20 protein-coding genes are annotated in these 25565 nt (G+C 67.6%); 14 read left to right on the top strand and 6 right to left on the bottom strand.

The genetic code is table 11. The features are described from left to right. Both ABJF88_17065 and ABJF88_17070 read left to right on the top strand, forming a co-directional pair. The coding region (locus ABJF88_17065; protein ID MEP0548648.1) for a sodium:calcium antiporter at positions 1-232 on the top strand (232 nt) is incomplete at its 5' end. A 290-nt stretch (positions 233-522) separates the two neighbouring features. Then, the gene (locus ABJF88_17070; GenBank protein MEP0548649.1) at positions 523-3351 is read left to right on the top strand and encodes an N-6 DNA methylase; all 2829 of its coding nucleotides are present in this window, start codon (positions 523-525) and stop codon (positions 3349-3351) included. Here the strand turns inward: ABJF88_17070 and ABJF88_17075 are convergent. Further along, a complete protein-coding gene (locus tag ABJF88_17075; protein MEP0548650.1) occupies positions 3317-4219 on the bottom strand; it encodes an IS1595 family transposase in 903 nt (300 codons plus the stop codon). The genes ABJF88_17070 and ABJF88_17075 overlap by 35 nt on opposite strands. A 122-nt stretch (positions 4220-4341) precedes the next feature. Here ABJF88_17075 and ABJF88_17080 point away from each other — a divergent pair, with 122 nt between their 5' ends. Together ABJF88_17080 and ABJF88_17085 are read left to right on the top strand one after the other, a co-directional pair. Continuing rightward, on the top strand, positions 4342-4947 hold the full coding sequence (locus ABJF88_17080; protein ID MEP0548651.1) for a DUF4398 domain-containing protein: 606 nt from the start codon (positions 4342-4344) through the stop codon (positions 4945-4947). A gap of 87 nt (positions 4948-5034) precedes the next feature. Further along, positions 5035-6240 carry a L,D-transpeptidase gene (locus tag ABJF88_17085; GenBank protein ID MEP0548652.1) on the top strand — a complete coding sequence of 402 codons (1206 nt, stop codon included), beginning with the start codon at positions 5035-5037 and terminating at the stop codon, positions 6238-6240. A gap of 8 nt (positions 6241-6248) precedes the next feature. Here ABJF88_17085 and ABJF88_17090 read toward each other — a convergent pair whose 3' ends face one another. Continuing rightward, positions 6249-7010, bottom strand: a complete 762-nt coding sequence (locus ABJF88_17090) for a response regulator transcription factor (GenBank protein MEP0548653.1) — start codon at positions 7008-7010, stop codon at positions 6249-6251. Positions 7011-7238: 228 nt separating this feature from the next. On the opposite strand from ABJF88_17090, the gene ABJF88_17095 reads away from it, so the two are divergent. The 4 genes from ABJF88_17095 (at position 7239) to ABJF88_17110 (ending at position 11160) form a co-directional block, all read left to right on the top strand. Continuing rightward, entirely contained in the window at positions 7239-8435 is a 1197-nt protein-coding gene (locus ABJF88_17095) for a DUF1015 family protein (GenBank protein ID MEP0548654.1), read from the top strand. 73 nt (positions 8436-8508) lie between these two features. Beyond that, entirely contained in the window at positions 8509-9711 is a 1203-nt protein-coding gene (locus ABJF88_17100) for an NAD(P)-dependent oxidoreductase (GenBank protein MEP0548655.1), read from the top strand. Between the two features lies 1 nt (position 9712). Then, complete coding sequence (locus tag ABJF88_17105) at positions 9713-10204, top strand: hypothetical protein (protein ID MEP0548656.1); 492 nt, start codon at positions 9713-9715, stop codon at positions 10202-10204. Positions 10205-10305: 101 nt separating this feature from the next. Beyond that, positions 10306-11160, top strand: a complete 855-nt coding sequence (locus ABJF88_17110; protein ID MEP0548657.1) for a choice-of-anchor V domain-containing protein — start codon at positions 10306-10308, stop codon at positions 11158-11160. Between the two features lie 80 nt (positions 11161-11240). Here ABJF88_17110 and ABJF88_17115 read toward each other — a convergent pair whose 3' ends face one another. The 3 genes from ABJF88_17115 to ABJF88_17125 form a co-directional block, all read right to left on the bottom strand. Then, on the bottom strand, positions 11241-12674 hold the full coding sequence (locus ABJF88_17115; protein MEP0548658.1) for a T9SS type A sorting domain-containing protein: 1434 nt from the start codon (positions 12672-12674) through the stop codon (positions 11241-11243). A 57-nt stretch (positions 12675-12731) separates the two neighbouring features. Continuing rightward, complete coding sequence (locus tag ABJF88_17120; protein MEP0548659.1) at positions 12732-13232, bottom strand: hypothetical protein; 501 nt, start codon at positions 13230-13232, stop codon at positions 12732-12734. Between the two features lie 116 nt (positions 13233-13348). After that, positions 13349-15682, bottom strand: a complete 2334-nt coding sequence (locus tag ABJF88_17125; GenBank protein ID MEP0548660.1) for a T9SS type A sorting domain-containing protein — start codon at positions 15680-15682, stop codon at positions 13349-13351. A 90-nt stretch (positions 15683-15772) separates the two neighbouring features. Between ABJF88_17125 and ABJF88_17130 the strand changes: the two genes are divergently transcribed. Continuing rightward, positions 15773-15961 (top strand): CPXCG motif-containing cysteine-rich protein, encoded by a 189-nt coding sequence (locus ABJF88_17130; GenBank protein ID MEP0548661.1) that lies wholly within the window; start codon positions 15773-15775, stop codon positions 15959-15961. Positions 15962-15981: 20 nt separating this feature from the next. Here the strand turns inward: ABJF88_17130 and ABJF88_17135 are convergent, their stop codons facing one another. Next, the gene (locus tag ABJF88_17135; protein MEP0548662.1) at positions 15982-17385 is read right to left on the bottom strand and encodes an FAD-dependent oxidoreductase; all 1404 of its coding nucleotides are present in this window, start codon (positions 17383-17385) and stop codon (positions 15982-15984) included. 168 nt (positions 17386-17553) lie between these two features. Between ABJF88_17135 and ABJF88_17140 the strand changes: the two genes are divergently transcribed. The 5 genes from ABJF88_17140 (at position 17554) to ABJF88_17160 (ending at position 25518) form a co-directional block, all read left to right on the top strand. Further along, positions 17554-18117, top strand: a complete 564-nt coding sequence (locus ABJF88_17140; GenBank protein ID MEP0548663.1) for an archaeosortase/exosortase family protein — start codon at positions 17554-17556, stop codon at positions 18115-18117. Positions 18118-18176: 59 nt separating this feature from the next. Further along, positions 18177-18659 (top strand): hypothetical protein, encoded by a 483-nt coding sequence (locus ABJF88_17145; GenBank protein MEP0548664.1) that lies wholly within the window; start codon positions 18177-18179, stop codon positions 18657-18659. Positions 18660-18897: 238 nt separating this feature from the next. Beyond that, positions 18898-19185, top strand: coding sequence for a hypothetical protein (locus ABJF88_17150; GenBank protein MEP0548665.1), 288 nt, complete (start codon positions 18898-18900; stop codon positions 19183-19185). A gap of 63 nt (positions 19186-19248) precedes the next feature. Then, a complete protein-coding gene (locus ABJF88_17155; protein MEP0548666.1) occupies positions 19249-22728 on the top strand; it encodes a lamin tail domain-containing protein in 3480 nt (1159 codons plus the stop codon). A 411-nt stretch (positions 22729-23139) separates the two neighbouring features. Beyond that, the gene (locus ABJF88_17160) at positions 23140-25518 is read left to right on the top strand and encodes a polysaccharide biosynthesis tyrosine autokinase (protein ID MEP0548667.1); all 2379 of its coding nucleotides are present in this window, start codon (positions 23140-23142) and stop codon (positions 25516-25518) included. The last annotated feature ends 47 nt before the right edge of the window (positions 25519-25565 follow it).

The raw sequence follows: 25565 nt of genomic DNA on the forward strand, positions 1-25565 counted from the left end.
GGCGGCGCTGCCGATCTTCTTCACGGGCTACGCCATCGAGCGGTGGGAGGGGGCGGTGTTCCTCGGCTGCTACGTCGCGTACACGGTCTATCTCATCCTCGATGCGGCGGACCACGCGGCGCTCGACGAGTACGGTGCGGCTATGCTCTATTTCGTCCTGCCGCTGCTGGCGCTGACGCTGGCGGTGCTCGCGGCGCGCGCCCTGCGTGGACAGCGGCAGATCGGGTCGTGAAGCGGGCTAGGCATTTAAGGGGCGTTTCATGTCCCAGCCCCGGCCGTCCCCAACTTTAATCTCTCGTTGATGCGAAGGGGGGGGCGATGTCACGAATTTAGGGGCTGTTCATCACGCAGTCCCTCGGCCTCAGCCGGGATCCTCACCCCTTTAGTTTTCGCACCTGTAAAGTTAGCGCACGTAGCCCCTGACGGTGAAAAGTTGGGGTTCGATGAAATCGGCGGGGCGAGGTTGTCGAAGGAAGCGTGAAGGCCGATATTCTCGGCACACCCCTTGCCCCCCCTCTCTCTATGCCTCGACACACTCCCGCCGCCGCCCCTCTCTTCGAGGGCGAGCTTACCGCCGCGCCCCCGTCTTCTGCAATCCGGCTCAACGCAGCCGGTCGCCTCGTCGATTTCCTAGACGCTGAGAAGACGCGGCCCGATACGCCGGAGGAACGGGTGAGACAGGAGTACGTCCGAACGCTCGTCGAAGAGTACGGATACCCGAAGGAACTCATTGCCCTCTCGGTCCCGATCAGCACGGGGTCAACGCACACGAAGGAGGCAGACATCGCCGTGTACCTCACGCCGGAAGCGCGTGCCCACCGGAGGCAAGGGGAGATCGCGTTGATTGTCGAGACGAAAGCCCCGGACAAGACTATCGGGCAGAATCAACTGGCCTCCTACGTCTTCTTCACCTCGACAGCCGGGGCCGTTTGGACGAACGGTGCGGAGGCTACCTACTGGCGGCGGATGTGGAAGCCGCAGAACCACCTACGCGATTGGACGAACATCCCTCGCTATGGGGAATCGTGGGATTCGGTGGGGCACTACACACACGGTCAGTTGCGACCGCCCCGGAACCTCAAACAGGTTTTCGACAGGTGCCACAACGCCATTTACAAGGCGGGGAGCGGGAGCGAGATGCTCGCTATGGACATGGTGAAGGTGATCCTAGCGAAGTACCAAGACGAGATGGAAGCGGAAGGGCCGGACTCCCTGTGTGCGTTCCGCTGCACGCCCGAAGAGGCCGAATCTGAGGAAGGGCGGGCGGCTGTGGCCCAGAGAGTAGCGAACCTCTTCGCGGCGGTCGTCGAGTCACACCCGGAAGTGTATAACGAGAGAGACGAGATCGGGATTGATCCGGCCCCCCTCGCAACCGTCGTCGGCGAACTGCAACCCTACCGCTTCGTCGCTGACTACGACGACGAACAGGTGTATGATGTGATAGGGACGGCCTTCGAGGTATACATGGCCGATCACCTCAAAGGGGAGAAAGGGCAGTGGTTCACGAACCGCTTGCTCGTCGGTGCGATGGTCGAGATGTTGGCCCCCACTGATAAGGACGTGATCCTCGACCCGGCGTGCGGGCCGGGCGGCTTCCTAGTGGCCTGCCTGCGCCGTGTACGGCATCACATCGCCCAAACCACGCCGTCACAGGTCGCACAGCACGCGAAGTTTCTAAAGGCGTCCAAGCGTGTCTTCGGGATCGACGTTGCTCCGCACCTCGTGAAGGTGGCGAAGACGAACATGATCCTTAACGGGGACGGGCACGGCGGGATCGTGCGAGGGAACACGCTACAGAGCCCCGTCAAGCTCCCCCCAGAGTTCAAATTGCGCCCGGACGCGGGCCGGTACAATCTGCGCCCAACCCGAATCTTCGCCAATCCGCCGTTCGGCGACAACCCCGAACTCCGGGTTAAAGACACGGAGATTCTAACGCAGTTCGAGGTCGGTCACGAGTGGGAACGCGGCGACGGGCATTGGCTACGCAAGACAAGCCGGATAGTGACGGGAGGGGTCCCGCCCGAACTCCTGTTCTTGGAGCGGTGCATCGACTGGCTAGAGCCGGGCGGCAAGCTCGGCATCGTCATCGCGCGGGGTGCGCTCGACAACGTGAAGGCGCTAGCTGCCCGTCAGTACGTGCTGAGGCACGCCCGGCTGCTTGGGGTGATCCACGCGCACCCCAACACGTTCAAGCCGTTCAACGGCACGAAGGCATCCGTTCTGCTCGTCGAGAAGAAGGGGCACGTAGGCTTCGAGCACGACGAGGATTACCCCGTCTTCATGGCGATAAACCAGAGCATCGGCCAAGACTCAGAGGGGCGGGACGTATACAAGCGCGACAAGAACGGGAAGGTCGAAGTGGACGCCGACGGCGTGCCGGTGCTAGACCACGACCTCGACATGATCGCCCACGCTTGGGCGCAGTTCGAGAAGGGAGAGGAGCCGGATTACGAGGCGGCATGGACGGTGCCGCTGTCTCGTATCACGTCAACCCCTGAGATGCGGTTCAACCCCACGCGCTACGCTCCGAAGGCGGAAGCGGCGTTGTCTGCCGTGCTAGAGATGGCAGGCTCCGATGAATGGGAGGTTGAGCAGATCGGCGACTTTGCCACCGTCTTCGAGGGGGAGCGTTTTAAGCGGCCCTATGCTAACAAGGGCGTAGACAGCGGCGAGGGCGTCGTCCGGTACTACACGCCGAAGGCTTTCTTCGAGGCGAGAGGCGAGAGCGCGAAATACCTCGACTGGAATAAGGCGAACGCTACCCAAGAGAGACAGCTCACGGAGCTGACGCTACAGACGGATTGGATCGTCATTGCCAACGCGGGCACGGCGAAGAAGGGGGCGCTTGTTGGCAGGGTTGGACTCACGACGACCGAACACGCGGGCTCAATCGGTAGCAACAACTTGACGCGGATCGTGGTCGAAGACCCCGAAAAACGCGCCTATCTCTACCGCTTCCTTCGCTCCGATCTAGGCCACGAACTGCTGTTGCGGAACGTGTACGGGACGAACCAAGATCACGTTGACCTCGACGACGTGAAGCGCATTCCGATCCCGTTCCCGAAAGACAAGTCGAGACTGCACGCGATAACGAAGCGTGTCGAGAAAGTGAAGTCGCTTCGTGAGCGCGCCGCCGTTCTCGACCGGGAGGCAGGCGAAGCACTAGACAGCGTGCTCAAAGACGTAATCAAAGCGAGCACAGCCGAGAGTGCAGAGGATGCGCTACCGTTCCCCGATACCGATCTGTCCCCAACAGCACAGCGGACAATACAACGGATGCTAGACGAGGGCGACGACAAGGGAGCCGCTGACTTCCTTACGCAGCTTGGCGAAGCGTCGGAACCGGAGTAGCAACCTGAGTAAGCATCGCGCCGAAGATGCCCTCTTCGCTGTTCCGGTGGTTGTACCGGAACGTGTGCTCGTCTAGGTACCCCTGTAGCTTGCGCCGACTCACGCCCCGATGGATGCGAAGGATCGCGCTCTTCGGGTAGCTCCAAAACCCCTCTAAGTGGTTCGTGTGGACGTTCTGCCCGTCGTCGGTCGTATAGGCGTACTGCCGCTGCTTGTGCAGCACGCGCCCGTGCTCGAAGCCATGATCGGGCAGCACGTCGTACACGTTGAGTTCGTCGGTGTAGACCGTCGTACCCTCTTCGATGTGCTGAGTAAGGAATGGCAGCACCGTTGCCCGCTGCACGTTGTCAACGGCCTTCACGACGATCTTCCCGCCGCGCTGGACTGCCCCGATCACGGGCACCTTCCGCGTGCCGCGCCCACGCTTCGAGACGCCCCGGATACGCGGGCGTCCGCCGATGTAGCACTCGTCGGCTTCCACGATACCCGACAGGGAAGGGGACTCGCCGAAACGAGAGCGGATGAGGTTGCACATCCGAAGGGCGGTCGGATACGAGACGCCGATCTCGCGTTCGATCTGCTTTGCCGAGAACCCCGCCCGCGTCTTTGAGAACTGCCAGATCACGAAGAACCAATCGGGCAGGGATACGCGGGACTTCTCGAAGATCGTCCCCACCGTGGGGTGTACGTGAGAACCGCACTCCTGACACGAGTAGCACTTCCGCTCCACGATCAGATGATGCTTCGTGACGCGCTCACACTTCCGGCACGGGATACCGTCCGGCCAACGTTGACGCCGGATGAAGTCGAGGCACCCTTCGGTCGTGCCGAAGAGGGTGAGGAAGTCGCGTAGGCAAAGCTCTTTCACAAGGTATCCCGTTGATGTAGAACAAGATACCTAATGAGGGTGTCAACCCATGTCACACCCTAGGGTGTACGTGCGGTAACTTTACAAGTGCGTTAGTTTTTGCGTACGCATGTACGCCTACCATGAAGCAGACCCTTTCCATCACGCTCGGCACGCTCGTCCTCGCTGGCGCACTCGTCGGCTGCCAGTCCCCGCCGCAAGACGACCTCACCGCTGCGCAGACCGCCCTCGCCGCCGCTGACGAGGCCGAAGCCGACCTCTACGTGGCCGACCTCTACGTCGCCGCGCAGGACTCCTTCGCCGCAGCTCAGGCCGAGATCGAAGCGCAGAACGCGGAGTCCCAGCTCTCCCGCAACTACGCCCGCTCCAAGTCCCTCCTCCAGTTCGTCACCGAGACGGCGACCCAGGCTCAGGCCGAGGTCGAGACGCGTAAGGTGGCGATGGTGGCGGAGACCGACGCCCTGATCCTGCAGGCCGACGAAGCCGTCGCCCAGGCGCAGGCGATCATGGCGCAGGTCCCGGCCGGCGAAGACAGCGAGCTCGCGCTCGTGACGGTCGGCGAGAGCGCCGGCACGGCGGCGTCGACGCTTGAAGAAGCGAAGGCAGCGCAGGCCGCAGGCGACACCGCCCGCGCGCACGAACTCGCGAAGACGGCCCTCGAGCAGGCGAACGCCCTCATCGAAGAGCTCAACGGTGCGATGACGACGACCGTGGCCCCGATCAGCTGATCGCGGTGACGTGAAACCGCCGCCCCGGCCGTCACGCATGTGGCAGCCGGGGCGGTTTACTTTTGGCCCCCCGAGCCCGCCGCCCCGATGCCGAACCGGATACCGCCCCGCCTCCTCATCGCCCTCAGCGTAGCGGCGCTGTTGGTCGGGGCCGGCTGGCTCGTCCTCCTCGTCGTGGCGCCCCAGCCGCCGGTGCAGGCGTTCGTGTCGGCGCAGCACGCGCTCGGGCAGGCGCGCGACGCCGAGGCGGCCCGCTACGCGCCGCGGGCGTACCGCGCCGCCGAGCGGGAGTGGGACGCCGCGATCGCCGCGTGGCAACTGGAGAACGGCCGCTTCTTCGCCCTCCGCGCGTACGATGCCCTGGAATCCCAGGCCCTGCAGGCGGCGCGGACCGCGGAGCAGGCCCGCCTCCGCGCCGTCGCCACCCGCGACTCGCTCCGGTGGATGGCGACGGCCGGGGCCGATGTCGTCCGCGACCGGTTCCTCGTCGTCCACACGACGGCCCGGCAGATGCCGTTCGACTCCCTCCGCTACGCCGACATCGCGGCGGCCCGCACCCTCCTCGGTGATGCCGATGCGGCCGTGCGGCGCGGCGATTTCCTCGCGGCGGCGGGCAAGGTGGAGCGGGCGGCGCAGCGCCTGCACGCGGCCTATGCCGAGGTCAGCGCCACGCTCGACCTCTACCTCGCCGACCTCGCGGCGTGGCAGGCGTGGCAGCAAGAGGCCATCGCGTGGTCCACCGAGCACGACGCGCCAGCGCTCGTCGTGGATAAGATGGCGCGGCGGTTGTTCGTCTACGTCGGCGGCGAGGTCCGGCACACGTTCCCCGTCGAGCTTGGACCGAACTGGATGGGGCCGAAGCGGCACGAGGGGGACGAGGCGACGCCGGAGGGCCGCTACCGCGTTCGCCGCAAGCGCGCCGTGGGCGCGGCCGACACCACGCTCGCGCTCGAACTCGACTACCCCAACGCCGAGGACCGGCGCCGTTTTGAGGCCGAGCGCGCGGCGGGCACGCTTGCGCCGGACGCCCGCATCGGCGGGACCGTCGAGGTCCACGGAGCGGGTGGGCTCGGCACCGACTGGACCGATGGCGCTGTCGCGCTCGCCGATGCCGACGTGGAGGTCGTGTTCGACCTCGTGGGCGTCGGCACGCCCGTCGTCATCGTCGGCGCGCTGGAGGAGCCGGCTTTCCTGCGGCCCGCGCCCCCGCCCGACCCACTCGCGCCCCGGTCGACCCTCCCGATCTCCGCCAGCCCCGGTGCCTTCCCCCGACACGACCGCTCAGTCCGCTGACGCGAGCCTCAGTCCTCGTGCGAGGCGGGGGGGAGGGCGAGGCGGTAGCCGCGTCCGCGGACGGTCTGGATCATGTCCTTGAGGTCGTACGCCTCCAGCTTGCGGCGGAGGAAGTACATGTACACGTCGACCATGTTGGTGCCCGTGTTGAAGTCGATGCCCCAGACGGCGTCGAGGATCTCGTCCCGCGTGCAGAGGGCTTCGGCGTGGTCCACGAGGAAGCGGAGGAGGGCGAACTCGCGCGGCGTCAGTTCCACCTCGTCATCGCGGACGAAAAAGCGGTGGGCGGTGAGGTCGAGGCGGAGGTCGCCGAAGCGGCGGACGGCGCGCTGCTCGCCCTCGGACGGGCGCGCCTCCTTGCAGGCGTCGACGAGGCGGCGGTAGGCGAGGACCTTCGCCTGCAGCAGGGCGAGGGAGATCGGGAACGAGAGGGCGTCGTCGGCCCCGGCGGCGATCGAGGCGACGGCCGCTTCGGGCTCGCCGCGCGTGAGGGCGATGACGGGGGCGCTCGCCGCCCGGCGCACGTGGTAGCAGAGCGTGTTGAAGGCCGGCGCGTCATCCATCGCCCACACCGCGAGCACGGCCTCGGCCGAGCCCGCCGCCTCGACGATCCGGCGTCCGTGGTCGGACAGCTCGTGCCGGTCGTTCACGAGCGGGCGGGGCGCGAACACCTCGATCCGATACGGAGGCGGACAACTGATCCGCACGGCCGCTTCCATCGCGGCATCGTCGCTGACGAGGCAGAGGGTGGGAGGGGAGGAGGACGGCATCGGCGGAGGGGGCAAAGGGAGGCGGGGCGGACGAAGGTAACGAGTCTGCCGTGCCCCGCGGTGCAGCGGTGCCGCCGCACGCCGATCGGAGGGAGATGGCGGCGCTGGAACCGTCCCGGTCCGTCGTCTTTATCTTCCACTGCCCGCCCCGCCCGGACACGTCTGCCGCGCGGGGGCTAGCTTGGCCTCTCCTCCTCGCCGCTCTCCCCTCCGACGCCCCGCATCTTCATGGCTACCGTCCTCCCGTTCCGCGCCCTGCGTCCCGCCCCCGACCACGCGCTGGACGTCGCCTCCGTCCCGTACGACGTCATCAACACGGAGGAGGCCCGGCGCCTCGCCGAGGGCAAGCCGTTCTCGTTCCTCCACGTCATCCGCCCGGAGATCGACCTGCCCGAGGGAACGGACGAGCACGACGACGGCGTCTATGAGCAGGGGGCCGAGGCGCTCCGCCGCTTCGCCGAGAGCGACGTGTTCGTGACCGAGGCCGAGCCCGCGTTCTACGTCTACCGCCTCGTGATGGACGGCCGCCCGCAGGTCGGCATCTTCGGGCTCGTCACCGTCGCCGAGTACGACGACGACACGATCCTCAAGCACGAGAAGACGCGGCCCGACAAAGAGGACGACCGCACGCGCCACATCGTCACGCAGCAGGCCCACGCCGAGCCCGTGATGCTGACGTACCGAGGCTCCGCACGCGTCAACGACCTCGTGAAGGACGCGATGCAGGGCGATCCGCTCTACGGCTTCACCGCCACCGACGGCGTCCGCCACGAAATCTGGCGGATGCCCGACGCCGACGCCGTCCGCGACGCCTTCGCCGAGGTCGCGAAGCTCTACGTCGCCGACGGGCACCACCGCTCGGCCGCCGCGAGCCGCGCCGCGAAAGAGCTGCCGGACCGCCCCGACGCCGGCGCGTTCATGGCCGTCCTCTTCCCGTACGAGGAGATGGCGATCCTCCCGTACAACCGCGTGATCTACGACCTCCCCGGCGGGCCCGACGCCTTCCTCGACCAACTCCGCGACCGCTTCGAACTCAACGAGCAGGCCCCCGCCGCGCCGGCCGCGCCCGGCCACGTCTCGCTCTACCTCGGCGGTCGCTGGTACGGCCTCGCCCTGCCAGAGACCGAGCGCGACACCGTCGCCGACACGCTCGACGTGGCCCGCCTCGGCGAGCACGTCCTCGAACCGCTCCTCGGCATCACGGACCCGCGGACGGACCCGAACATCGGCTTCGTCGGCGGCATCCGGGGGACGAAGGAGCTGGAGCGGCTCGTGGACGAAGGCAACGCGCAGTTCGCCATTTCGATGTTCGCGACGCAGCCCGAACAGCTCCTCGCCGTCTCCGATGCGGGGCAACTCATGCCGCCGAAGTCGACGTGGTTCGAACCCAAGCTCCGCAGCGGCCTCCTCGTGCATCAGTTTTGAGTAGTGGGTTTGGGGTGGTGGGCACGTGCTCGTCAACCCTCAACCTCCCACCCCCAACCTCTAACCCACCCCCATGAACGTCCTCATCGCCGACTCCTTTTCCGACCTCGGCATCGAACGCCTTCGCGAAGCCGGCCACGCCGTCACCGTCGAGGCCGGGCTCAAGGGCACTGCCCTGACCGAAGCGCTCGCCCGGCACGCGCCGCAGGTGCTCGTCGTCCGCTCGACGAAGGTCACTGCCGCCGACTTCGACGCCGACCCCGAACTCGAGCTCATCGTCCGTGCGGGCGCGGGGTACGACACCATCGACGTCGAGGGCGCGTCGCAGCGGGGGATCTTCGTCGCCAACTGCCCCGGCAAGAACGCGACGGCCGTGGCCGAGCTCGCCTTCGGGCTGATCCTCAGCCTCGACCGGCAGATCCCGGACAACGTGGCCGAGGCGCGGCAGGGGCGGTGGAACAAGGGCGCGTTCTCCGAGGCCTTCGGCATCAAGGGCAGCACGCTCGGGCTCATCGGGCTCGGCTCGATCGGGCAGGAGATGATCCCCCGCGCGAAGGCGTTCGGCATGCGCGTCGCCGCGTGGAGCCGCTCGCTCACCGACGAGACCGCCGCCGAGCTCGGCGTGGCCCGGATGGAAACGCCCCACGCCGTCGCCGCTGTCGCCGACATTATCTCCGTCCACGTGGCCTCCACCCCGCAGACCGAGGGGCTCATCGACCGCGCGTTTTTCGAGGCGATGGAGCCCAATACCTTCCTCATCAACACCTCGCGGGCCTCCGTCGTGGACGAGGAGGCAGCGCAGTGGGCGATGGACGAGAAGAACATCCGCTTCGCGACGGACGTGCCCGCCGGCGAGCCCGCAGGGAAGGAAGGGACGTTCGAGCACCCGCTCCTCGGCCACGCCAACTTCTACGTCACCCACCACATCGGCGCCTCGACGGAGCAGGCGACGGAGGCGATCGGGAACGAGGCCGTCCGCGTCGTGACGGCGTACGCCGAGACGGGCCGCGTCCCGAACTGCGTCAACCTCGCCGAGCAGTCGCCCGCCACGCACCTCCTCACCGTCCGCCACCGCGACCGCGTCGGCGTGCTCGCGCACGTGCTCGACGCCGTGAGCAAGGCGGGGTGGAACGTGCAGGAGATGGAGAACCTGATCTTCGCCGGGGCCGAGGCCGCCTGCGCCCGCATCCGCTTCGACGGCGACCCGAACGACGCGACGCTCGCCGCGATCCGAGGGCAGGGCGACGTGCTCGCCGCGTCCGTGATCGAGCTCTAGCGTGTCGGAGGGCTCGCCACCGTCGCTTCTCGCCGTGGACCTCGGGCTGCGGACGGGGCTCGCGCTCTACGGGGCGGACGGGCGGCTGCGGTGGTACCGCTCGCAGCACTTCGGCAGCAACGCCCGGCTGAAACGCGGGGCGTACGGCGTGCTGAACGGGCTCGACGGGCTGGAATACCTCGTGCTCGAAGGCGGCGGGACGCTCGCCGAGCTGTGGGCGAAAGAGGGCGCGCGGCAGGGGCTGAAGGTTCGCGTCGTCGACGCCGGGACGTGGCGCTCCGTCTTGCTCTACCCGCGCGAGCAGCGGACGGGCACCGACGCGAAGGCCGCGGCCGACACCCTCGCCCGGCGCGTGATCGCGTGGTCCGACGCCGCCCGCCCGACCTCGCTTCGGCACGACGCGGCGGAGGCGATCCTCGTCGGGCTGTGGGGCGTGCTCAAGGCGGGGTGGCTGCCCGCCGTCCCGCCCGAGCTGAGGCACGGGCGCGGCTAACCCCGGGGATCGGGCTTGTACGGGGCGGCTCCGGTACTGTATCCTCCCCCTCGTTCCACGGGCGCGGCGCGCCCGACCTGCCCCGACCAGCCCCGTCCCTCATGCGCTTCGTCTACGGTTTCGCCGGTGTGTTCCTCGCGCTCGGCCTCGTGCTCTACCCCCTCCTCGCCCTCTCGTTTTCGAGCGGGGCGCCCGCCACGTTCAACGGAGGACCCACCACCGACGGCGGGTTCAACCCCACGTGCGTCGTCTGCCACGGCTCGTTCGAGCTGAACTCCGGGGACGGCTCCGTGAGCATCGAGGCCCCGGCGTCGTTCCTGCCCGGGGAGACGATCGACATCGTCGTCACGGTCGAGAACACGACGCCGCCGGCCGGCGGGGGCAACCGGCAGGGCTTCGAGCTCTCCGCCCAACTACCCGACGGCACGCACGTCGGCACGCTCGGCTTCGACAACGTCCTCACGCAACTCGCCTCGGGCAACGAGGATTACGTCACGCACACCTCGGCGGGCAACGAGCTCTCGACGTGGACGATCCCGTGGACGGCGCCCGTGGACGCGCCCGACGCCGTGACGTTCTACGCCGCCGGCAACGCGGCGAACGGCGACGGCAGCCTGTCGGACGACTACATCTACACGACTACGTTGACCGTCCCGCGCGCGGCGGTTGCGAACGAGGACGGCGCAGCACCGCTCGCCGCCCGGATCGAGTCGGTGTACCCGAACCCCTTCGTCGAGTCGGCGCAGGTGGCGTACACGCTGGTGCAGGCGGGGCCCGTGACCGTCACGCTCTACGACGGCGTCGGCCGCGTGGTGCGGGTGCTGGAAGACGGCGCGCGCGGCGCTGGAGATCACACCGCCCGCGTCGAGGCGTCCGGCCTCGCGGCGGGCGTCTACTTCGTAGAAGTCCGCACGCCCGATGCCCGCATGAGCCGCCCGCTCACACTCGGCCGGTAGCGCCGGCAGCGTATCGAATAAACAGAGCGGCCCCGGAGCGCGATGCTCCGGGGCCGCCCGTGCGTTGAGGCGACGGCCGCTTACTTAAGCAGCACGACGCGGGTGCTCTCGGAGAACGCGGCGCCTTCGAGCCGGACGGTGTAGACCCCGCTCGGGAGGGCCGCTCCGTCGAGCACGACGGACTGCTTGACGCCGGCGGGCGGCGTGCCCTCGAAGAGCGTGCGGACCTCGCGGCCGAGCGCGTCGTAGAGCGTGAGCGTCACGCGCTGCGCCTCCTCGACCGAGAAGCGGAGCGTCGTCGTCTGGTCGAACGGGTTCGGATATGCCTTGTCGAGCGTGTATCCGCTCGGCGCGGCGCCCTCATCTTCGGTGCCGACGGGCGGGTTGTTGCTCCAATCGCCGATGGGGGTGAGGACCGGCCCGGAGGCGTAGCAGGTGCCGGGGTCGATGTCGTCCTTCGTCACGCCGGAGCGGTACCACAGCACGATGTCCTCGTCGAAGACGTCCTCGCCGTTGACGATCGTGACGCTGGCGTTGCCGCCGCCCTCGAACTTCGCGTCGCAGCTGGAGCCGGAGAAGCCGACGCCGTCGTCGTACTCGCCGGGCTGGTAGCGGGCCACGACGAAGTCTTCGCGGGCGAAGTTGTCGAGGGCCGGGATGCCGGTGTTCGGGTTCGCCGGGGTGTCGTAGTCCACCTCGCTGGGCGCGACGCGGTAGCCGCGCTCGGTGGCGAGGTCGAGCACGCTCCACGCGACGCCGTCGGCGGGTTCGTTCCAGAGCCGCGTCGTCTCCGTCTCGAACACCACGTCCTCGGCGACGGCACTGGTCTCGACGGCGTAGTCGCTCTCGCCGCCGTCGATGTCGAAGTCGAAGCGCCAGTAGGAGTGGTGGCGGCGGGGGTTCTGCGTGCAGGCGCTGCCCGTGGAGGTGAAGCCGAAGAGCGGGCGGATCGTCCCGTCGGCGTGGAACTCCCACCGCATCGTGTAGCGGTACCAGCCCGCGCTCATCTGCGTCGAGAGGACGAGGCGGTCGTCGAACCGCTCGACGGCGACGCCGGAGAACGAGCCGACGTCGGAGCAGCTGTCCACCTCGCCGTCGCCGTTGTTATCGACGCAGTTCGACGGCGTCACGTCGCACATCGTCGCGACGGTGCCGGGCGTGGATTCCGCGTAGCACGTGCCGACGGGGTTGTCGGCGACGAAGCGCTGGTCGGAGTAGGACCAGTCGCGGTAGCAGTTGCAGCCGGTCTCGTACTTCACGTTGAGGATCGGGACGTGGCCCCGCTTCATCACGAGGTGCCCGTTGTAGTAGACGTCGCGGATCTCGAGGCCGGAGGCGACGGTGCCGGTGCTGGAGGACGGCGGGAGGAAGGTGAGCGTCCAGACCGGGCTTACCCTGGAGCCCTCGGGCCACGAGATGGCCGTCGGGCCCTGGCTGTTACGGGGTGCGCAGGACTGCGCCAGAGCCGGGGCGACCGACAGGCCCAGCAGCGCGAGGAGGAGGAGGAGCTTCATAATCAGGAGGGCTGATAGCGAGCGAACGGAGGGGGCGAAGGCGGCGATGACGCGGGCCTAGAGGTCGGGGAAGAGGTCGCGCTCGATGATCGTCCGCGTCCGGAGGTCCACGACGACGAACTGGAGGGACTCCATCTTCGACGGCGGCATGATGTCGAACTGGAGGCAGCGCGCGGGCGCGGCGCAGGCGGGGTACTGGTCGGCGAAGAGGATGAAGCCGCCCTCGACCGTGGCGTTCGAGCGGGCCGCGACGCCAGCGATCGCCTCATCCGCGAGGATGATGGCGCGGGCCTCTTCGATCTCCTCGGCGCTCGGGGCCCCCGGCGGCGCGACCTGGACGGTCTCGACGAGGGTGCCGGACGTGTCGTATGCGTTGCGGAGCGCGATGCCCGTATCGTAGTCGTAGACCACGTCGTAGCGGTAAACGGTTTCGGTTCCGTCGGACAGCTTCACGGGGTCGTCCCAGGAGCTGAGGACGCGGGCCGACTCTTGCGCGACGGCGTCCGTCGCCACCGAGCACAGGGCCGCCACGGCGAGCAGGAGCGTGAGACGTTTCATAAAGGCAGGCATGGAGAGAGGGGAGCGTGGAAAGGGAGCGGGGGCGGGGTGGATCCTGTTAATATACACGTTGCGTGAAGGGCCGCCTAGCCTCCACGGCACCGGATTGCACCCGCTCACCGGACGATGACGAAACGCTGCGTCGCTTGCCGAGCGCCCGTCGTGAGGCGGACGAGGTAGACCCCGCTCGGCAACCCGGTGGCTTCGAACGTGACCTCGTGTGCCCCGGCGGTGCGCGGCCCATCGGCGGCCGTCGCGACGCGGCGGCCGAGCACGTCGTAGATGGCGAGCGTCACGTCGGCCGCGTCGGGGAGTGAGAAGCGGAGCGTGGCGGACCCGCGCACCGGGTTCGGGAACGGCGCGGCGAGCGCGAGTGCCTCAGCCGCCGTGCCGTCCTCATTCGCGACGGGAAAGGGAGGGAGTTCGAAGAGGTAGACGCCGGCCTCGCCCGCCGTGAGCGCGAGGAGGTTCTGCGTGTCATCATAATCAGACTTGCGGTTCGTGGCTACGCCGATGCCTCGGTCGGACGAGGCGAAGCTGCCGTTGCCGAAGAACCCATGGTCGAACCGAAGCAAACCGAAGAAGTCGTCTGCGACGTACGCGACGTCGAATAACACGTCGACATTTACGAAGACCGTGGCCGTGACGTCGCGGGCCTGCGTGACTACGCTGTGCGTTTCGAGCGTTCGGAGGTTAGTCGGCGGGAAGAGGGCGACGGCGCGCAGCCCTTCCTGACCGTCAGCGACATACGCGCCGGTGCCTTCTGCGAGGTGGATAGCGTTGAGAAAGCTCCAACTCGGCTCAGCGTCGAGTTGTACGATGTTCGCGGGGTCGGTCACGTCGAGCGCGACTATCCCCTCGCCCAAGCTCACGACGTACGCGATCAAGCCGGATTGGCGCAGGTCGATCGTCGCTACATCCACGGCGCTCGCGCCAACGGGGAAGCGGCCGAGTTCCGTGACACTCGCCGGATCGCTCACGTCGAGGACGTGGAGCCCGCCGAGGCCATTCGCGAGGTAGACCGTCACGGTATCGCCCGTGCTCTCGACGTCGAGCCCGAACGCCGGCCCGCTTGCGTAGCCGCCGACGATCTGCGGATCCGCCGGGTCGCTCACGTCGAGGATCGTCAGTCCGGTCCCGCTGCCGCCGGCATCGGTGACGTAGGCGAGGCCGTCTTCCACAAAGACCTCTTGCGTGTTTGGTGGCACGTCGATCCGGGCTATCTCAACGGCCTCGCTGCCGCTCGCGTCGAAGATGCGGAGGCGGCCGCCGAGGTCGGTGACGTAGAGGATCTCGTCATCGAAGAACGGCTTATGCGCGAAGCCGCCGTTCTCGAAGAAGAGGAGTTCACCGGGGGACTCCCCGCCGTCGAGCAGGTGCAGCCCTCTGAAGCGCTCGGCGAGGTAGACGGCGCTCGGCGTGTTCTCGGACGCGTACACGTCGACGCTCAGGGACTGATTGGCGGGGAAGAAATCCAGTTCCGTGATCGCGGCCGGATCCGAGACGTCGAGCGTGCGGAGCCCGTCGAGCCCGGCGAGGTAGGCCGTGTCCCCGTCGAAGGCGACCTCGTACGTCGTCTCCCCGCCCAGGTCGAAGCGGCCGATCTCGCGCGGCGTGACCGGATCGGTCACATCGAGGGCGATCAGGCCGAATTCGCCCGTCAGCCACGCCACGGTGTCGCGCACGACCACGTAGGTGGAGAACTCGCCGGCCGTGTCGAAATGGCCGAGTGCCGTTGGGACCGTAGGGTTGGCGAGGTCGAACGTGCGGAGACCGTCGGCGCCGGTAGCGACGAACAGCGTGGTATCCGCCACGAAGACGCCGTTCGAAGAGCCGGGCACGCTCAGCGTCCGAAGCTGGACGGGGTTCTCCGGATCGGCTACGTAGTACACCACGATGCCGCCGGAGCCGCGCCCGGCATACGCATAATTCCCTCCGACAGCTACGGCAAGGAGGTCCTGTCCCTCGATCCGTCCCACTTCTTGCAGGCCGTCGAAGCTGGACAGGGAGAGGATCCGCAGGCCTTTGCTCTTGCGGAGGGCGACGTAGAGGAGCGCCCCCTCCACGACGGCGTCGGCAGGCTGCGCATCGAGCGAGATCCGGCCGATTTCGCAGGGGCACTCGTTTGGGTCGGAGGCCACGAAGGGCTCGACGGAGATGAGCGCGCTGCCATCTTGGTAGACGAAGGCCGGGAGTTGGCCGTCCCCGATTGCGAAAGAGATGTCCCGAACCAGTTTCGTCGAGCCGGAGGGGAGGTGCTGCCGCAGCGTGAGCGTTTCGCCGGGCTCGACGGGCAACAGCGTGTCGGGCGGGGCTTCGAGCCCGACCGGGATGGGCTCTCCGGTCTGCGGATCGAAAACGGGGGCCGTCGATTGGGCCGCGACGCTGGAGGCGAGCGCGAGCAGGAGAGCGAGCAGCGAGGAGAAGCGGAAGCACGTAGCGAGAGGCATCGGCGTCGGCGTCGGGAACGGGAGGGGCGGCGGACGGAGTACACGGTAGCACATCGCGCCTACCCACGCAAGGCTTCACCCCCGATTCCCGTGCTCGTCGACGAACACTTTTTCTCCTGCCCCTACTGCGGCGAGACGATCTCGATGGTCTTCGACCTCTCGATCCCGGAGCAGTCCTACATCGAGGACTGCGAGGTCTGCTGCAACCCGATCCGCGTTCGCTACGTGACGGACGGGGAGGCGGTCACGGCGTTCGACGCCGTCGGCATCGAGCAGTAGCCGCCGAGCGGTGATCCGGTTCAAGCTGGCGCGCGCGGCGTGCGACGGAGCGTCGCGAGCATGTCCTCGACGCTCGTGAGCTTGACGCGGGGCCGGCCCGCCGCCTCGCCGAGCGCGACCTCGTGCGCGTCGAGCCGCCGCCAGTCGGCGTAGTCGAAGCAGGCGGGCTGCCGGGTGCGGACGAGCCGTTCGGCAGCTTCGGCGTCCGGGGCGGCGGGGCCGAGCGTGACGCCGCGGTCGGCGTCTTCGAGCATCGCGTTCGCCGTCTCGTGCGCGTCGGGCTTGTTCGTCCCGATGACCCCGCTCGGCCCGCGCTTGATCCACCCGGCAACATAGAGGCCGGGGATGGGCGTGCCGTCGGCGTCGGTGACGCGCCCGCCTTCGTTCGGCACGATGCCGCGCCGCTCGTCGAAGGGGACGCCGGTGAGGGCGACGCCGCGGTAGCCTACGGAGCGGAAGACGAGCCCGGCCTCGATCTCCTCGGTCTCGCCGGTCGGCCGCGGGCGCAGCCGGTCCGAGCCGTCGTCCACGAGTTCGTTGCGGACGATGCGGACGCCCTCGACGCGGTCGTTGCCGAGGATCTCGGTGGGGGAGACGAGGAAGCGGAGGACGATCCGGCGGCGCTTGCCCGAGGGCGACCGCTCGGCGTAGTCCTGCAAGAGTGCGACCTGTTTCGTCGCCTGCCGGTCCTGTGCAGCTTCCAACTCCGCCTCGCTCAGCGGGTCGAGCGCGACCTCCTCGGGGCGGGCGAGCACGTCGGCATCTTCCATCTCGCCCAACTCCTTCACCTCGGGATAGGTGAACGCCGCCTGCAACGGCCCCCGTCGCCCGAGCAGGACGACCTCGCGCACGCGGCTCTCGCGGAGGGCGTCGAGCGCGTAGTCGGCGATGTCCGTCGCCGCCAGCTCGTCGGGCGTGCGGCAGAGGATGCGCGCCACGTCCACCGCCACGTTCCCCACACCGACGACGACGGCGCGCTCGCAACGCAGGTCGAAGGCGCAGTCGCGGAACTCGGGGTGGCCGTTGTACCACGCGACGAACTCGGTGGCGGAGTGGCTCCCCGGGAGGTCCTCGCCGGGGATGCCGAGGCTGCGGTCCGTCTGCGCGCCCGTCGTGAAGAGGACCTGGTGGTAGTGCTCGGCGACGTCGGCGAGCGTGAGGTGCTCGCCGAAGCAGACGTTGCCGAAAAACCGGAAGCGCGGGTGGTCGGCGACCCTCTCGAAAACGCGCGTGACGTTTTTGATCTTCTGGTGGTCGGGCGCGACCCCGCTGCGGACGAGGCCGAACGGCGTCGGCAGCCGGTCGAAGAGGTCCACGGCGACGCCGTCGTGGCGGAGGAGGCATTCGGCGGCGTAGAACCCGGCGGGGCCGGCGCCGACAATAGCGACGTGGAGGGGGGACGCATCGGTGCGGACGTGAGACATGGGCGTTCCGGTTCGGGGCGCGGTGCCGGCCGATGGCAGGCGGGGGTTAGGAGCGAGTGTTAACATACAGTGAAGTGGCATCACGCGGCGGGTGCCGAGTCATCTCGTCCCCCAAACCCCACGTGCACGGGCCGAGCGCCGACGCCGCTCGTGCGCTACCTTCAGGCCATGCGTGCTTCCCTCACTCCCTATCGCCCCATCGCCGTGTTCCTGGCGAAGATGCTCGCCGTCTACGTCGTGTGGTACGCCGTCTACGACCTGTGGCTGCTCCCCGACGGCCGCCTCGACGCCGTCGTCTCGCGCAACCTCGCCGTGCTCAGCGGCGGCGCCCTGCGCCTCGTCGGGGTCGACGTGTTTGTGGAGGGGCGGACGGTAATCCTGGCCTCCGGCCGCGGCCTCTTCATCGCCGACGACTGCACGGGGCTGACGACGGTGGGGCTGTTCGCGGGCTTCGTGCTGGCGTTTCCGGGGAGCGCACTGCGGCGGGCGCTGTTCCTGCCGGCCGGCGCCCTCGCCATCCACCTCGCGAACGCCGGGCGCCTCGCGTTCCTGACATGGTTCCACGGAGCCCGTCCTGAGCACTTCGACGCCGTACACGAGTGGGGCATCCTGCCTTTTTTCTACGGCGTCGTGTTCGTCCTGTGGATGGTGTGGGTCCGCGTCGGGGCAGTGGGAGGTTCACCGCCTCGCACGGCCGCGGCGAGCCCAGCACCGCGCCACGCGGTGGGCTGACGATGGGACGAACGGAGCGGCCATCGGGGCGGTCTCGGCGCGTACTCCTCGGACTCGTGATGGCCGTCGTGCTCCTCGTCGTGCATATGACGGCGTGGCGGGCGGTTCGGAACGCGTTCGTCGTCCACGTCGCCTATCCCCTCGTAGCAGCCATCGATACGGAGCGGGCCGACGGGTACGCGCTCGATGCCGCGAGCTACGAGCGGACGATTACGGCGACGCGGACAGGCGGGGAAGAGAAAATCTACCGAGCGCCAGCGAACATGGACTACCTCCTGGCCGCCCTCGTGCTGATCGCCGTATTCCCTCGGCGGCCGTACTGGTTCTGGCTGTGGCTGGCCCACCTCGCGGTCGGCGGGCTGGCGCTGGCAGCGTTCGCCCTCGGCGTTGGGTGGACCGACGCGGGGTTCGCCGCCGAGACGTTCCTTCGGGTGTACGCCGCGCGCGCCGTGAGCCTGCTCGCCGTGCTCGCCGCCCTAGCCCCAGCATGGGCGGAACGGCTTGGTCTGCCTACGACGCACGGGGAGGAGGGAGGTCGTTAGTAACGGCGAAGGAAAAAACTGCCGCGCGACGCGAGTCCTTGCAAAGAGAGAAGATGGGGATACATTTTCACACCGCAGGGGGGCGGAAGTGCAGATTGTGCTTGACCCTTATGAGCAAAGCGCTTATCTAGTGGCGTAAATCATGTCGCCAGTAGTGGCAAGAGTGGGGGCGATTACTAACTCCTTGCTCCTCACCTCTTGCGGTACCGAACCGAGTATTCGTCACCGAGAATCAGCTATGCATGTACGTGTCTGCCTCCGTCGCCTTGCCCTGGTCGTCGGCCTCCTCGTCGCAACGGCGGCGGCGGCTCCGGCGCAAGAGATGCCCGAGTGGGCCGCCCCGCAAGAGGCGGAGCGCCCCCAGCCGCCGGGGTCCCTCGAGTCCTTCGAGTGCCCGAATGCGAACCCGAACTGCCGAGACATCAACCCGGCTCCCGTCGATGGCGGCCTCGCCCTGCTTGCGCTCCTCGGCACCGGCTACGCCGTCCGCCGCCTCCGCCGCCGTTCGGAAGGGGGCGCGGAATAAAGCGACCGAATTCTCTCTGTGCTGCACCTCTCCCCGTGCGAGACCCTGACTTTGACTACGATCATGCCACGCATTCTGTTACCGATTCTGTTACTCACCTGGCTAGGCACTGTCCAAGTCACGAACGCTCAAGATGGGCAACTCATCGTCGATGGGGAGCCCATCGTTATCGATTTCGACGGGTTCACCGGAGCAGGCTTCGCGCCGGACCCGGCACCCGGACAACTCGACTCGTACATCTTTACGGTGCAAGGACTCAGCGAAGGGGATGTCGGGTACGGCGATACCCGTACGGCTGGTGACTTCGCGCGAGGGCCGGCCGCTGGCGGTGTGACTTCCGGCGGGATTTACGCCGGGAATCCGAGCGACGATGAGGCGCCCTGGCTGTTCGCGCAGCCAACTAGCTCCGATTTCGCGCCAGGCACGTTCACCGTGCGATATGAGAACGCTTCGGGTCAGACCATCACGGCCATCGACCTGAGCTATCAGGTCAAGGTGTTCAACGATCAGGGCCGGTCGAGTAGTTGGAATCTCAGCGTCTCGACCAACAACGAGAGTTACGCACGCATACCCGCGCTCGATTACGCTTCGCCCGCCGCCGCTGATGCCACGCCGGTGTGGCAGAGCGCGGGGAGGAGTACGACGATCACCGACCTGAACATCGCAGACGGAGGGTTCTTTTACGTCCGGTTCACCTCTGCTGATGTGGGTGGGTCGGGCAGCCGAGATCAGATCGGCGTCGACAACATCACGTTGACGGCCGCTTTGGAACCGAGCGGCGCCACGGTCCGCTTCGCTGAAGATGCGGCGACGGTGACGGAGGGCGGCATGTACAGCCTCGTCGTCGAACTCGTGGACGCTAACAACGATTTCGTCGTGGTTTCTGTCGAGACGATGTGCTTGGACGACGACGTGACGCCGACCTCTACGACCCGCCAACTCAGCGATAGCAACCCGACGGCCACGGTCCGGCTTACGGCGACACAGGACATGACGGAGGAGGATACAGAGCAGTGCGCCTATGACCTCACCATCGTCGACGTGGATGGCAATGTGACCTTGGGCTCGCCGAGCACGTTCGTCCTCACGATCGAGGACGATGACCAGGCGCCGTTCGTCGACAACCGTCTCCTCATCTCGGAGTTCATGGCGGACCCAGTAGGTTCCGACTCCGACGCCAATGGCGAGTACATCGAGCTCTTCAACAACACCACGCGGCCAATCGGCCTCGACGGATACACGATTAGCGATGCGTCGGGCAACTCGGACACCATTGATGGCGTGACGATCCAGCCAGGAGGCTTCGTCGTGCTGTGCTTCAACAGCAACGTCAACGCCAACGGCGGCATCGCGTCGTGTGATTACGACTACTCCGGCGTTACGCTGAACAACGGGAGCGACGACATCGTCCTGCAGGACCCGGCGGGGAGCATCGTCGATATCGTCCGGTACACCAGTTCGTGGATCGCGCCGGGCGTGTCCACGGTGTACGTCGGGAGTCCCAGCGGCGACAATTCGGTACTCGGGAACTGGGCGGAGTCGATCTCGCGCGAGGGCCGATACAACGACGACACCGTGCTCGGCGACGACGGCTCGCCGGGGACGAACGGCGTCCACGGCAATCTCGTCAGCCCCTTCGGCGTCGACATATCCGCGTACTGCTACACGCAGGCGAGTGGGGATTGGAGCGACTCCGCTACGTGGACGAACTGCTCCGAGGGCGTGCCCGGTGTCGGGGATGCGGCGGCAGTGCTCGCCGAGTTCACTGTGTCTGTTACCGAACCCGTGGAGGTCAATGTCGTCGTCGTCGAAGCAGGACCTCAGCCGGGCTTCGCTCCTGATGGGGGCCCCGACGCCGCGCGGAGCGGGGAGTTCGACGGGTTTCTCATCGTGGAGACGGCCTTCGCCGCGGAGGTGATGACGGTAGCCGGCGACGCCGTGGTGACGGGAGAGGGGGCCGTCAGCATCGGCACGGACCTCTCGGTGCTGGGAAGTCTGATGACAAACGACGCGGTGACGCTGCGCGCCACGGAAAACGGCCCGGCGCACTACACGGAAGAGCTCTTCGGTTCCATCGAGGGGAGGCTCACCGCCGAGCGCCGCTACGTCGACGACGCGGGGGGCAAAGGGGCCGGCTCGTTTCGGGGCATCTTCCCGCCGTTGAAAGGCGTCACGTTCGCCCAACTCAACGACGACTTCCAGACGCAGGGCGGCATCGGAAGCGACTTCCCCGACGCGCAGCCGAACCTCTACCGGTTCGACGCCCCGAGCCAGCATTTCCTCGCCATCACCGATTACACGAGCGAGTTCGACCCGGACAGCGGGTACGTTTTCTACATGTTCGACTTCGACATCCCGAGCACATGGGACGTGACGGGCACCCTCCGCGATGAATACTCGCTCGACCTCCACTATAACGATGACGGGGACGGCAGCAACGACTTCAACTGGGTGCCGCAGCCGTTCCCGGGCCCGATCGATTTCAGGGAGTTGTACCGGAACAGCACCTTCTTCCCGGACAGCATCAACGCCACGCTCTACGTGCTCGACCCGGTGACGGAAGAGTTCCGCATCTACAATGCCCTCACCGGAACGGGCACCGAGCCGGGGAGCCGGGGAGCGGGCCGCTACGTCGCCGCGTTCCAGTCCTTTGTTGTACGGACCAACGCGCCGGGCACGACGCTCAACTACACCTACGACATCATGGACACGGGTGAGTCGGTGCTGCTCGTCGGCCGGGGGGACTTCGGCGGCGAGGACGAGGTGTCGCCCCATGTGCGCCTCGAGCTGGCGGGCGAGGGCTCGGCTGAGGGGCTCGGGTCGACGCAGACGTACCTCGTGTTCTACCCGGATGGGGAGGAGGGCTACGACCCCGCCGATGCGGCGATGCTGTTCCCGTTCTCTGCCGACTACGCCACGCTCGTCCTGATGGATGCGGCGGGGCAGGATCTGGCGATGGACGCGCGCGGCCTCGCGCTCACGACCGAGACGTTCAACGCCCGCGTCGCTACGACGCAGCCGGGCACGTATACCCTCACGTGGCCGACGATTCACGAAGTCCCCGCCGGCTGGAGCCTCACCCTGCTCGACACGGACACGGGGAATGAGGTGAACCTCCGCGACCAGTCCAGCTACACCTTCGAGGTGGGCGGCCCGACGGCGGCGCGGCGTAGCACGGCGCTGAGCACCCTCCTCCCGGCCCAGTCCAACACCTCGGCGCGCTTCGTCATCAGCGTGAGCGCTACGACGACGGCGGGCGAGGACACGGGCACCGCGCCGGGCGAGTTCGCACTCGACGGCGCGTATCCCAACCCATTTGCCACGACCGCGACGATCCGGTACGCGCTGCCGCATGCCTCAGATGTTCGGCTGACGGTGTACGACGTGCTCGGCCGCGAGGTCGTGACGCTCTTCGAGGGCGCGCGCGAAGCGGGCCGCTACGCGGCGACAGTGTCCGGGCTCGGACTCTCCGGGGGTGTTTACTTCGTCCGCATGACGGCGGATGGGTTCGCCGAGACGAAGAAGTTCGTGGTGTTGAACTGAGCGTATACTTTTAACCCCACCAGGCCTCGCCCCGCCGAACCCTCCGTTCGGTGGGGCGAGGCGTATTACGCATACCTGGTCGTTGAAAGGGAGCGGCGGGCCGGACGTACACCAGAGCTTCATGTATAAAAACGAAGAGAACGGCCGATACCTTCGGAGTGGCGCGGAGCATGGGTGTCGCAGCCCCTTATCTTAGCGCACGTGACACGGCACATCGAAACCTAAATATGTGTGTTTTGTCCCTGCCATTTTATTCGCCGTCGCGGTCGATTTGGAGACGGGATCTCGCATTTGAAGGCACGCTAGAGCGTAGGAATTGATATTATGAGTGAATCGAACGAGTCGGCGCGTTTCAATACCCCTGATATGGAGAACGGCAGGGTTGGACCGAACGGACACGGCGCTCAGCCCGTGAATACGCTCCTGAGCGGAGGCGCGCTCCCCGGCTACCCCTCGCTTGTGGAGGAGGAGGGGCTCACCCTCGCGGAGCTGCTTCGGATGCTCCGCCAGGAGTGGCGGCTGATCGTCGCCGTGTTCCTGCTCGTGGTGCTGGCCGTCGCGGCGTACACGTTCACGCGGCAGCCGGTCTACCAGGCGTCGAGCGTCGTGCTCGTGGATACGAACGGCCGGCGGGCCTCGGGCGGGACCTCGCTCGAAGACCTCCTCTCGGTGGGCGGGTCGAACCGGACGCTCTACAACGAGGTCGAGATCCTGCGGCAGTCGCTGCCGCTGGCGGAGCGCGTGGGGGCACGTCTTCTGGAGGAAGCCCCCGAAGGCACGCCGCTCGCTGGGGGAGTAGAGGGGGTATCGCCGACGGTGAACGTGACGGCCCGCCAGATTATGGCGGGCCGCGTCCGCTTCGCTCCCATCAACGACCGCGCCGACCTCATCACGATCACGGCGATGAGCACGGCGCCGGCCGAGGCCGCGCTCATCGCGAATCTCTACGCCGAGGAGTACCGGAATCGGAGTCAGGAGACGAGCCGCGCCAGCGTCGTCAGCTCTCGGGCGTTCATCGAGGAGCAGGCGCAGAAGCGCAGCGAAGAACTGAGCGGCGTCGAAGACCGCCTCACCGAGTTCATGACGCGGGAAGGGGCCGTGGCGCTGGACTCGGAAGGCCAGAACGCCGTGTCGCAGATCGCGGCGATCGACGCGGCCATCGAGGAATCGCGGGTCGAGATCGAAGTCGAGCGGGCGGCGTTGCGCTCGCTCGAGCAGCAGGTGGAGGAGGTCGAGCCCGGCCTCGTCCGGCGGATCGCCTCGGGCGTGGAGAACGAGATCCGCGTGCTGCAGGAGCGGATCGCCCAGCTCGAACTCCAGGCCAGCGACTACTACGCCGTCGACCCGTCGCTGCGCGGCAACGAGAGCGCGAACGAGGACCTCCGTGTGATCACGACGAGCATCGCGGGCTTGCGCCAGCAGGTGGACGCGCTCTCCCAGCAGTACGTCCGGGAGGTACTTGCCGTAGGCGGCATGGGGCCGGAGGCGGGCGGGTCCGCGCTGTCGTACGTCACCCAGCTCAAGCGGCAGGTCGTCGAGAAGCGGATCCGAATCCAGGGCCTTCAGGCGCGGCTCGCCGTGCTGCAGAACCAGCTCCAGTCGTACGAATCGCGCCTGCGCGACATCCCACGGCAGACGATCGAACTCGCCCAGCTCTCGCGGCAGCGGCAGTCCACGGAGCGGACGTACCTCTTCCTCGTCGAGAAGCTGCAGGAGGCCCGGGTGGCCGAGGAGTCCGAGCTCGGCTACGTCGAGGTCATCCGTCGGGCGGACGTGCCGTGGCAGCCGGTCAGCCCGCAGCCGCTGCGCAACATGCTCGTCGGCATGCTGTTCGGTCTCGTGCTCGGCGTCGGGCTCGCGCTCATGCGGCGGACGCTCGACCACCGCATCCGTACGCCGGAGGACCTCCGCCAGCACGGGTTCAGCGTGCTCGGCGTGGTGCCGGACATGGCCGACATCATCAAGCGGAATTTCGGCGGCAAAGACCTCGTCCGCATCGACTCCCACGAGGTGCGGGCGACGCTCGCGGCGGCGCTGCACCCGCTCTCGCCGGTGACCGAAGCGGTGCGCCACCTCCGGACGAGCATCCGGTTCAGCCTCCCCGACAAGCGCGTGCAGGTGCTCCTGCTGACGAGCTCGGGCCCGGGCGAGGGCAAGTCGACCACGGCGATGAACCTCGCGATCTCGATGGCGCAGGCCGGCCACCGCACGCTCCTCGTCGACGCCGACCTCCGCCGCCCGACCGTCCATAGCCACCTCAACATCCCGCGGCAGAACGGGCTGAGCGAGCTCCTCTTCCGCTCCAGCCCGCCCGATTGGGAGGCGTTCCGCCGCCGGCTGAAGGTGACGTGGGACCACTTCGACGACGAGGTGGAAAACCTCTACGTGCTGCCCGCCGGGAAGTCTGTGCCGAGCCCCGCCGAGCTCCTCGGCTCGCGGCGCCTCCGCGACCTCGTGGGCGAGATGCGCCAGGCCTTCGACATCGTCATTTTCGACACGCCGCCCGCGCTCGCCGTCACGGACCCCGTGCTCGTCGCAACGCTCTGCGATGCGGCCGTCCTCGTGGCCGTGGCGAAGGAGACGGACTGGACGACGCTGGAGCGCGCGCGCGAGCACCTCGAAGTGTCCGGGGTGCCCGTGATCGGGTGCGTGCTCAACAAGTTCACGGGCCGCGAAGCGAAAGGCTACGGGTACGGCTACGGGTATGGCTACGGGTACGGCGCCGCCGACAGCTTCGCGCTCTCGAGCGGAGCGGAATCCCCGTCCACCCCGGCGTCCGTCGAGGTGTGACGCCGGACGTAGTCTGCGCCCGCTGTATTCTGCCTTCCCCCTCCAGT

The sequence above is a fragment of the Rhodothermales bacterium genome, assembly GCA_039944855.1.
GTDB lineage: Bacteria > Bacteroidota > Rhodothermia > Rhodothermales > JANQRZ01 > JBBSMX01.